Here is a 9,916-nt window from a genome sequence, read left to right as displayed (position 1 = left end):
CCAGATCCTTGACACACCTCACTGAAGCCGGGTAGCGATGGAGTTGTTTGACTCACCCTGTGCCACAAATAGCGCAATTTGATGTTCCCTACGGGTCATTTTAGGTTTTTCAATCGAAGTGAAAACCGTTGACACTAACCCTGGCAGCTGTTCACGCATGGCCACTACCTTGTTGGCGGTTCTCATGCTTTTGTGTACTTTTCCACTGTCATGGAACCTATTCAGTGCATGGGTTGCCAGCTCGACGGCGGTCAGGTCAAAGCCATATTTCTTCGCCACGGAACTGGCATGTTCTAGATCGGTGGGATCTTGGGACACCATAGCCCCTGACCATTCCATGAAGAATTCCCGGCTGCCTGATTCCACCCCGGAGGCAATTTCTGCCAGGGCGGGAATCGAGGCTATGTCCCCAACACGCACCAGCAGGGACAGAACTGTCAGCCCAATGCCGGCATAGCCGCGGTTAAGGCACTCCCTTTGCAGGTGGCGCAATCTGGCCAATCCCAATTTGTTCTGGCCCGTGATGAACTGTGTCACTGCTGCATAGGCAGATGCTTCAAGCTCATGGAATTTTCCGCTGCGCCGGTTCAGCGAAGCCAACTGTGAGAGTTGGGCCTGTGCACTCACTAAATCTCCGCGCATGGCAAGGGAATAGGCCAGCTGTGACAAAGTGTTGGCGAAACTGACCAAGGATCATAGTCAGCAAGTACTCCAGCCGCCGAACGCAGCGCTGGTATGGCTTCCTCAAAGTGGCCACTGGTGGCCAGAAACTCATGGCCATTGGCTACGAAGCGCAAACACCTGAGTTCTTATTTGTGGTACGGCTTAACCGAATTACCGCCTGATCAGCCAAAGTAGAGAGCAATTGGCCACATCCCACAACAAGGAATGCTGCAAGGAGTCCACACATGAAGCCAAACGTGCCCGAATCACGAACTGATTCAATGCTCGATGAAGATATCTCCGTGGTGAATTGAGCCCACAGTGTCGACCAGATAATCCAGCCGATTCCCATGCCGAGGCAACCTGCAACAAGTCTGGAACTGGCCCTGATCACACTTCTGCTGACTCTAGGCATGGTTCCTCCGTAACTGTTGATCCAACATACCCGGGATAAACCTAGACGTGTACCCCTGAGCCTCACTTGCTCGGAAGTCCGGTCTTGGACGGGCCTAGGCCGAGCACCAGACGGATGATGCCGACTCCCGCGACCATCAGCACAATGGCGATGAGTGCGATGCGCCCGGCGCCGCTGTTCATGTTAGCTGCATTAGCCCTTGACCACTTCGCGCTCATCGGAGACTGCCATCAGATCACGTCTGTAGTCAGGGCCCTGTGTGCATCAGGACGCTTCGCCCAGTGATTCTGCAAGGTTCCCCTTCCGGGACGCACAAACAGCCCGTAGTCAGGAGGCCCCTTTCTTGCTGCCAACCACCGAGCCAACGGCTGGTGATATGAAACAGGGACAAGTCAGAAATAGCTTGGGAACCTACACAAGTGTAGGAACCCGGCGCCTCTGCGACATTATCCCCAGACTTCTCCACACTGTGGATAACTTTTTCCCACAACCCACATACTTATCCACCGACGTGGAAAACATCTTCGAACTATCCACAAGCCATCTTCGAAAGTGAGGTTATACCTAGTTGTTCACAAAGTTATCCACAGAAGTGGATAACTTTGCGGCGGATTCGAGCTGAGATCATTTTAACCGCGTCAGAAAAGTAATCCACAGCTGTGGAATTACATGTGTGTAACTTATACCCAGTGTGCATAAACCTGGGGATAAGTGCATATTCGACGAAGATAAAACTACTAGAACTACAGCTCTGTAAGTTATGCCCACGTGTGGACATCTATGTGGATAACGTTGTAAAACGTGCAAGCATGAAGCTATGGAACTACCTGATCCCCTCGACATCCACAGAGTTTTCCCACAGCAACTTACACAAGATGCCATCGATGAGTACCGACGGCTCAGCGCAGAACAGGCAGGATCTGTGGCCATCATCAGCACTCGACTGCGCAACCGCGATTATGCCGCCACAGTGACCGCCTATCTGTCAGTGTCCTTTGAGCCTCCGACATTGCTGGTCAGCCTCTACGCTGACTCACGGATTGCGCAGGCAGTTGCAGATGCCGGATCGTGGGCTTTGTCCTTGCTCACAGCGGAGCAGAAATCGCAGGCGAACTGGCTTGCCAGCCCGGGTACACCAATCGAGGGGCTGTTAAACCAGATCGATTTTAGGCGCAGCCAGGTCACTGAAAATGCGATCATCGCAGGGGCCCTTGCCTACTTTGAGGTGGAAACCACTGCCATCCACGAGGCTGCAACTCATCTGTTGGTGGTGGGAAATGTTCTTTCGATGGGTGAAGATGCTCCCTGGAACAAGGAGGTTTCGCCTCTGCTTCACTATGGCGGGGACTACCGCCGGCTCAAACCTTAAAGGTGATAAGGGCTGCTCAACGCAAGCTCAGTCCCTAACCGAAAGGTAAGCGGGGCGTTGCGGCAAACTTTAGCTGATGACAAAGGCAGGGAAGGTGGAGACCTTGTAAAGTGTGAGGCCAACGAGGATCAACACCACCGCGGCGATTCCGCCCCACTGGATGAGGTTGCGCTTCTTGGCAGGGGCATAGGCCACCGCAACGGTGCACAAGGCGCCGGCGATCAGCCCACCTAGGTGTGCCTGCCAAGCAATATTCGGGATGAAGAATCCAATGGCTGCGTTAATCGCCAACAGCACAACGATCTGACGAAGGTCGCCACCGCGCTTCTTCTGAACGACGAAGAGAGCTCCGAAAAGACCGAAGACTGCCCCTGAGGCACCTACAACAACGGTGTCGATGGGGGAGAGTAAGAGCACGCCAACAGATCCCGCAAATGCACTGACCAGGTAGATGGCAAGGAAGCGAACGCGGCCAAAGGCCGGCTCCAGGGCGTTACCTAGAATCCACAAGGCATACATGTTGAAGGCGATGTGCATGATGTTCGTTGAGTGCAAGAAGGCGGAGGTCACCATGCGCCACGGTTCAGATTCAGTCAGGAACGGGGCATAGGCAAAATTCTGGAAGATGAAGTCTTTGGGGATGGCCCAGTCAAGGGCGAACATTGCCACGCAAAGGACCATCATCGTGATGGTTACAACGGGCCGCCCGGCTCGGGCGACGCCTCCGAACATGGTTTTGCGGGAGGGAACCGCCTTCGTAGCAGCCCTCACACAATCCACACACTGAATCCCCACAGCAGCACTGCGTTGGCAGTCCGGGCACGCTGGCCGGCCACACCGCTGACAGCTCACATAGGAAACCCTGTCAGGGTGCCGTGGGCAGACGGGAGCGCCAGTGGCGGATTCCGGGACCGGATATGCAGAACTCATGGGAGGGATCCTAATTGAGGGTATATAAGGAAGGCTTTGGTTGCCGAGAACCAGAAAGGTTCCCGGCAACCAAAGCCAGAAGGGTCAAGCGCTGATTAGAGCTGTTCGACGGTGACGGAGTTGATGACAACATCCTCGCGCGGCTTGTCGCCTGCGCCCGTGGCAACAGCTTCAATCGCGTCAACTACGGCGCGTGAGGCCTGGTCCGTGACGTCACCGAAGATGGTGTGTTTACCCTGCAGCCAGCTGGTGTTGACCGTGGTGATGAAGAACTGTGAACCGTTAGTGCCACGGCCACCCTGGGTGCCAGCATTCGCCATGGCGAACTTGTAGGGATCGTTGAAGTTCAGATCCGGGTTGATCTCGTCATCGAACTGGTAGCCGGGGCCACCAACGCCACGGCCCAAGGGATCCCCACCCTGGATCATGAAGTCCTTGATAATGCGGTGGAAGATTGTCCCGTTGTACAGGGGCGCGTTGGTCTTCTCGCCGCTGCCCGGGTGGGTCCATTCAATAGTCCCGGTGGCCAGGCCAACGAAGTTTGCCACTGTCTTAGGAGCATGGTTTCCAAAGAGGTTTACCTCAATGTCGCCAAGGCTAGTGCTGATAGTTGCTTTTGCGGTTGGGATAGCAGTCATATTCATATTCTGCCACGTGTCCATGAGAATCTTCTGAGAGGACCTCGCATTCCGCGCCCGGCGAACTGGCAAATGATAGCAACAGGGCTCCACTAGACGTAGGCTAAAAGATGGAACTGCTGACATCTGGAGGAAACGTGAAGAAGGTCGACCGCTTTACCCAAGGTTTGGAAGATTCATTGAATAGCAGTGTGGATAATGCCCGGGAATGGGTAGCACCCCACGTTGAGAATGCTAAGGACTGGACAACACCTCGTGTTGAGGCAGCTCTCAGTTGGGCTGTTCCCCGGATTGAAAAAGGCATTGAGCATGCCTCGCCGATTGTTCAGGACGGATTACGCAAAGCCGCGCAATACACTGCCGACGGCGTTGCAGCTGTGACCCCCAAGATTCAGGACGGCATTGAAAAGCTGGCACCCCGTATTTCCGATGCCGTTGATGAAGCTACCCCGCGCATTCATGAAGCTTTGGAGAAGACGGCTCCGGCCATCACCAGTGTCAAAGACAAAGTTGTGGATGACTTCCTTCCCCTCCTCGCAGAAAAGCTGGGCGAAGCAGCTCACGCCGTTGAACTAGCCCTTGAGAGTTCGAAGGTGTCGCCCCAAGTGGAGCTCGTTGCAGCGAAACTGACAGGGAACAAGAAAGCCGTGGCTAAAGCCGAGAAGGCTGCCGCTGAGGCCGCCAAGAAATTTGCTGCGGAAATGACAAAGGCTTCGAAGAAGAAAAAGCGCAGCGGGAGAGCCTGGATTGTAGTTGGCGTGGTTGTCGCGGCTACCGCTGCAGGCGTTGCCGCATGGAAGGCATCCAAGCCTGTGGCCGATCCCTGGAAGACACCGGAACCTGTTGCGCCGGCGCCTGCTGCTACTTTGCCAACACCTGCGCCTGCACCGGCAGTAGTTCCTTCTCCCGTTCCCGCGGACGACGGCGCTGACACCAAGGTTGCCGAGCCCGCTGACACTGTGGTGCAGAAGGCGAAGGATGCGGTTAAGTCCGGGGCCGAAGAAGTTGCCGAGGCTGGCGCTTCAGTAAAGGACGATGTGGTTGATGCCGCTTCCGATGCCAAGGATGCGGCCGCGAAGCTGCTGGATGCAGCTTCCAGCGCCGTGGAGGACGCTTCGCCGAAGCCGAAGGATCCCAAGAAGTAGGTTTTATTGCAGTTTGTTTCACGGAGAGGCTGGGAGTTTTACTCCCGGCCTCTCCTCTTTTTTAGGCCGTTGTTTTCTTTAGGCCGCTGCGGCCCTGCCGCAGAATCACCGCAGCCAGCCCTGCCAATATTAAGGCCAGGCCCGCATACGTTCCCGGTGGTAGCTGCTCGTCAAGGAAGAAACCGGCTAAAAGTGCCGCCCCTGGTATTTCTACGAGGATCATCATGGAGACCACAAGGGGAGAAATGGTGGCCAGCAAATAGTTGAAGATGGTATGGCCAAATATCTGGGCTGCCACTGTGACGCCAATAATGCCCCACCACGCCTCCGGCGGGATATTCAAAAGTGGTTGGCGAAACACCAGGCACAACGCCAGCAGGATGACCGAACACAGGCCGTAGCAAAGGCTCGAGTAGGCCCCTGTGGAGAGGGTCTTGCGGGCCTTTGAACCGGCCAGGGTGTAGATGGCGGCAAGGATGCCTCCTGCCACCGCCAAGACGTCGCCTATGAGCGCCTGCGGCGAAACCCCTATGTCGAACCCTGTGATAACCGCTACGCCCAGCAGCGCAGTGCCCAGTCCCAGCAGTACCGGCTTCGGTGGCTTCATTCCGCGGATCCATTGAAAGAGCGCAATCCACGCCGCCTGCAAGCAGACTAGGGCCGTTGCGCCCGCCACGCTTGTCAACTTCACTGCGGTGATAAAACAGGCAAAGTGGAAGGCTAGTGCTGTTGCCGCAATAACCGTGTATTTCAATTCCGCCCGGGTCAGGGATTTAAATAATCCCGGATTCTTGATCACTGTGGGCGTTCCCAATACCAGGGCGCCAAAAACATTGCGCCACAAGGCGATTGTCAGGGCGGGGGCCATAGTGGCGGCCATGATGGGTCCGGAGGCTGAAACGCCCAAAATGCCCACAAAGGCCAAAAGAATTATCACTGTTCAAGCGTAGGGCAAGGGGACAATGCCGTTGTGCTGATAAAAAAACAACCCCGGTCTGATGACCGGGGTTGTTTCTCATGGTGGAGGCACGGGGACTCGAACCCCGAACCCCCTGCTTGCAAAGCAGGTGCGCTACCAATTGCGCCATGCCCCCATGAGGATAATTCAGTATATCTGAAACAGAACCAAAAGATTCACACTAACGAATCAGTTGCCTTGCTCCAGGTTGTCTTCACAACTTTGGATTCCCGCCACTTCCTGTTCAAAAATACTGCCGCAGTCAGAGCTGTGATCAAAATCAGCAACTTCTTCATAATGCACCATCCTTTACAAGAACCGTAGGGTTCCGTGGGCGTACCTGGACTTGAACCAGGGACCTCTTCGTTATCAGCGAAGCGCTCTAACCGCCTGAGCTATACGCCCTACTTGACCCTCACCGGGCCGAGACAAAACTTTACCGCACACAATCCCAAATTCCAAAATCGGCGGTTCCTGCGGGTCTGCAGAACCCGCCGATTTTGATCTTTTAACGCCTTTTTTCGCGATAATCCGCGGTTTTTGACTGATTAGTCATCAGTCAAGGTGACACCGATTCCGCCCACTAGAGTGGCCGAGATGTTGTACAAAACCGCAGAAAGTACGGAAAGTGTGGTCAAGAGCACAACGTTAACAACTGCAACTATGGTTGAAAAGGATGCCACTTGCCCCAACGAGATGATTGACAGGAGATCGAACGGGACCCCGCCCTCCTTGCCCTGAATCTCATTGACGAAGTCGTTTACAGTGCCGAACAGGCCCATGGTGTCCAGCACTGACCAGAGCGCAATGGCTGCAACTACGGTCACAATACCGAGGGCAACAGAGAGCAGGAACGCCATCTTCAGGACGGACCAGGGATCAATTTTGCTGACCAGAAGACGGGCGCGGCGTGCTTTTGCCTTGGGTGCTGGCTTGACCAGCGACGGGGGTGACTTCGGCGCAGGCGTCTTGGTTACAGGCCGCTTCGCACCAACGGCTCCAGCAGTCGCTGGGGCGCTTGTGGGGCGCTGGGCGGGGCGGGCAGGTGCACCTACCCTTGGTGCGGACCCTGGCCGCGGAATCGGGTTATTGGTGCTCAATCTGTGCCTCCAGTTGTTCCGTCATGACCCGTTAACGGTACTTCATCATTTTGTTGCTTTCCCTCTAAAGAGCCATTAATCGCGGTCTCAGGGGTTTCAGAGGCCTCAATTTCCGCGGCTTCTTCATCTTCTTCAAGGCCTCGTTCGCTGTTGCGAGCAACCTCAATGATCTTGTCATTCTTATCCGGCTTGGCGAAGATGACACCCATGGTGTCGCGTCCCTTGGCGGGTACTTCCGAGACGTTGGAACGTACCACCTTGCCGCCGCCCATGACCACCAAAACCTCGTCATCTTCTTGAACAATCAGTGCTCCGACCAGGTCTCCGCGATCCTCCACCAGCTTGGCAACCTTAATGCCCAGACCGCCTCGTCCCTGCAGACGGTATTCCTCAACAGCTGTTCGCTTCGCATAGCCGCCTTCTGTGACGATAAACACAAAGGAATCATCAGTGACCACATTGGCGGCAAGAAGTTCATCAAAGTCACGGAACTTCATGCCCGTAACACCAGATGTTGCCCGGCCCATGGGCCGCAGCGCCTCATTTGTGGCAGTAAAGCGGATGGATTGACCCTTGCGGGAGACCAACAGCAGATCGTCGGTGTCGGAGACCAGCTGCGCGGAGACAAGTTCGTCACCGTCACGCAGGTTGATGGCAATGACACCGGCCGAACGGTTGGTGTCGTAATCCTCCAGTGAAGTCTTCTTGACCAGACCCTTCTTGGTTGCCAGAACCAGGTATGGAGACTGCTGGTAGTCCTTGAGCTCCATGACTTGGGCGATCTTCTCATCGGGCTGGAAAGCCATCAAGTTGGCTACATGCTGTCCCTTGGCATCACGTCCCGCCTCGGCCAGCTCATAAGCCTTTGCACGGTAGACGCGGCCCAGGTTGGTGAAAAACAGCAGCCAATGGTGGGTGGTTGTCACAAAGAAGTGCTCCACGACGTCATCCCCGCGCAGCTGCGCGCCCTTGACGCCCTTGCCGCCACGGTGCTGTGTGCGGTAGTTGTCGCTACGGGTGCGCTTGACGTAACCGCCACGGGTAATGGTGACCACCATTTCCTCTTCAGGAATGAGATCTTCCATGCTCATGTTGGGGTCGTAACCCATCATGATTTCTGTGCGGCGGTCATCCCCAAAGCGAGCGGTGATCTCCGCCAGCTCTTCGCTGACAATGCCGCGCTGAACCTCGGGCGAGGCCAGAATACGGTTATATTCGGTGATCTGTTGGGTCAAGACATTGCTGCGATCTTGAATCTTCTGATGTTCCAAGGCAGCCAGACGCCTTAGCTGCATGTCAAGGATGGCCTTGGACTGGATTTCATCGATGTCCAGCAGGGCCATCAGGCCGTCGCGGGCTTCCTCAGTAGTTGATGATGCTCTGATCAAGGCAATGACGGCGTCGAGGGCGTCCAGCGCCTTCAGCAAGCCTCGCTGGATGTGTTGCTCCGCTTCATCTTTACGGAGTCGGAACATGGTACGGCGGACAATGACATCCATCTGGTGGGTAACCCAGTGACGAATGAAGGCGTCCAACGGCAGGGTACGGGGCACGCCGTCAACAATGGCCAACATGTTGGCACTGAAGTTTTCCTGCAGCTGTGTGTGCTTGTACAGGTTGTTCAGGACTACCTTGGCCACGGCATCACGCTTGAGGACAACAACCAGGCGCTGACCTGTACGGCCAGATGTCTCATCACGGAGATCGGCGATCCCGGAGATCTTGCCGTCCTTGACAAGATCGGCAATCTTGATTGCTAGGTTGTCAGGGTTAGCTTGGTAAGGCAGCTCGGTGACCACCAGGCAGGTGCGGCCTTGGATTTCCTCAACGTTGACCACGGCACGCATTGTGATGGAGCCACGGCCTGCACGGTAGGCATCTTCAATACCCTTGCGGCCCAAAATTTGTGCACCGGTGGGGAAATCGGGTCCCTTAATGCGCTGAATTAGAGCTTCGAGGAGTTCTTCTCGTCCCACTGTCGGGTTGGCCAGGTACCACTGGACACCCTCGGCAACTTCACGCAGGTTGTGTGGGGGAATGTTGGTGGCCATACCGACGGCGATACCTGAGGATCCGTTGACCAGCAGGTTGGGGAAACGTGCCGGCAGGATGGTTGGTTCCTGATTCTTGCCGTCGTAGTTGTCCTGGAAATCGACAGTTTCCTCATCGATATCGCGGACCATTTCCATGGCCAGCGGCGCCATTTTAGTCTCCGTGTAACGAGGTGCGGCAGCACCATCGTTTCCAGGGGAACCAAAGTTACCCTGGCCCAGAGCCAACGGGTAACGCATGGTCCAGTCCTGGATCAGGCGAACCAGAGCATCATAAATGGCTGAGTCACCGTGGGGGTGGTACTGGCCCATCACTTCGCCAACCACGCGGGCGCACTTGTTGAAAGAGCGCTCGGGGCGGTATCCGCCGTCGAACATGGCGTAGAGGACACGGCGGTGAACAGGCTTGAGCCCGTCCCTGACATCGGGGAGAGCACGGCCCACAATGACGGCCATGGCATAGTCCAGGTAAGAACGCTTCATCTCCTCTTGGAGATCAATTCGTTCTACTTTGTCATGCATCAAGCTTCCCTCAATGACCTCAGTAGTGCTGTCATCTACTGCGGGTTCTTGAGGATTCTGGGGTGTTTCTTCACTCATAATTTTTATATTCCATTCCCAATATATGTCTGGTTCGAACTATTTCT

General features: G+C 55.4%; 10 protein-coding genes and 2 tRNA genes. 2 read left to right on the top strand and 10 right to left on the bottom strand.

Going from position 1 to position 9,916, the window contains the following annotated elements; all coding sequences use genetic code 11:
- Positions 1-18: 18 nt before the first annotated feature.
- Together RY113_RS11310 and RY113_RS11305 are read right to left on the bottom strand one after the other, a co-directional pair.
- The gene (locus tag RY113_RS11310) at positions 19-627 is read right to left on the bottom strand and encodes a hypothetical protein (protein ID WP_315914627.1); all 609 of its coding nucleotides are present in this window, start codon (positions 625-627) and stop codon (positions 19-21) included.
- Between the two features lie 513 nt (positions 628-1,140).
- Positions 1,141-1,296 (bottom strand): hypothetical protein, encoded by a 156-nt coding sequence (locus RY113_RS11305; protein ID WP_170120927.1) that lies wholly within the window; start codon positions 1,294-1,296, stop codon positions 1,141-1,143.
- A 599-nt stretch (positions 1,297-1,895) separates the two neighbouring features.
- Between RY113_RS11305 and RY113_RS11300 the strand changes: the two genes are divergently transcribed.
- Positions 1,896-2,447, top strand: coding sequence for a flavin reductase family protein (locus RY113_RS11300; protein WP_315914624.1), 552 nt, complete (start codon positions 1,896-1,898; stop codon positions 2,445-2,447).
- 69 nt (positions 2,448-2,516) lie between these two features.
- Here RY113_RS11300 and RY113_RS11295 read toward each other — a convergent pair whose 3' ends face one another.
- Together RY113_RS11295 and RY113_RS11290 are read right to left on the bottom strand one after the other, a co-directional pair.
- Positions 2,517-3,377, bottom strand: a complete 861-nt coding sequence (locus tag RY113_RS11295; protein ID WP_110105692.1) for a rhomboid family intramembrane serine protease — start codon at positions 3,375-3,377, stop codon at positions 2,517-2,519.
- Between the two features lie 95 nt (positions 3,378-3,472).
- Positions 3,473-4,015 (bottom strand): peptidylprolyl isomerase, encoded by a 543-nt coding sequence (locus tag RY113_RS11290; protein ID WP_110105693.1) that lies wholly within the window; start codon positions 4,013-4,015, stop codon positions 3,473-3,475.
- 110 nt (positions 4,016-4,125) lie between these two features.
- Here RY113_RS11290 and RY113_RS11285 point away from each other — a divergent pair, with 110 nt between their 5' ends.
- Positions 4,126-5,160, top strand: coding sequence for a hypothetical protein (locus tag RY113_RS11285; RefSeq protein ID WP_110105694.1), 1,035 nt, complete (start codon positions 4,126-4,128; stop codon positions 5,158-5,160).
- A 61-nt stretch (positions 5,161-5,221) separates the two neighbouring features.
- On the opposite strand, the gene RY113_RS11280 is transcribed toward RY113_RS11285, so the two are convergent.
- The 6 genes from RY113_RS11280 to gyrA form a co-directional block, all read right to left on the bottom strand.
- On the bottom strand, positions 5,222-6,097 hold the full coding sequence (locus tag RY113_RS11280; RefSeq protein ID WP_315914622.1) for a DMT family transporter: 876 nt from the start codon (positions 6,095-6,097) through the stop codon (positions 5,222-5,224).
- 81 nt (positions 6,098-6,178) lie between these two features.
- Positions 6,179-6,254 (bottom strand) — tRNA-Ala (locus RY113_RS11275).
- Positions 6,255-6,294: 40 nt separating this feature from the next.
- Positions 6,295-6,414 carry a DLW-39 family protein gene (locus RY113_RS11270; protein WP_211315102.1) on the bottom strand — a complete coding sequence of 40 codons (120 nt, stop codon included), beginning with the start codon at positions 6,412-6,414 and terminating at the stop codon, positions 6,295-6,297.
- Positions 6,415-6,449: 35 nt separating this feature from the next.
- Positions 6,450-6,523, bottom strand: a tRNA-Ile gene (locus RY113_RS11265).
- A 143-nt stretch (positions 6,524-6,666) separates the two neighbouring features.
- Complete coding sequence (locus RY113_RS11260) at positions 6,667-7,218, bottom strand: DUF3566 domain-containing protein (protein ID WP_110105696.1); 552 nt, start codon at positions 7,216-7,218, stop codon at positions 6,667-6,669.
- Positions 7,215-9,869 (bottom strand): DNA gyrase subunit A, encoded by a 2,655-nt coding sequence (gene gyrA, locus RY113_RS11255; protein ID WP_315914620.1) that lies wholly within the window; start codon positions 9,867-9,869, stop codon positions 7,215-7,217. Before gyrA ends, RY113_RS11260 begins: the two co-directional genes overlap by 4 nt.
- Between the last annotated feature and the right edge of the window lie 47 nt (positions 9,870-9,916).

This window comes from Arthrobacter sp. lap29, assembly GCF_032458965.1.
Taxonomy (GTDB): Bacteria; Actinomycetota; Actinomycetes; order Actinomycetales; family Micrococcaceae; genus Specibacter; species Specibacter psychrochitiniphilus.
The sequence above is the reverse complement of the archived record's forward strand: the minus strand, read 5'-3'. Positions and strand labels throughout refer to the sequence as shown.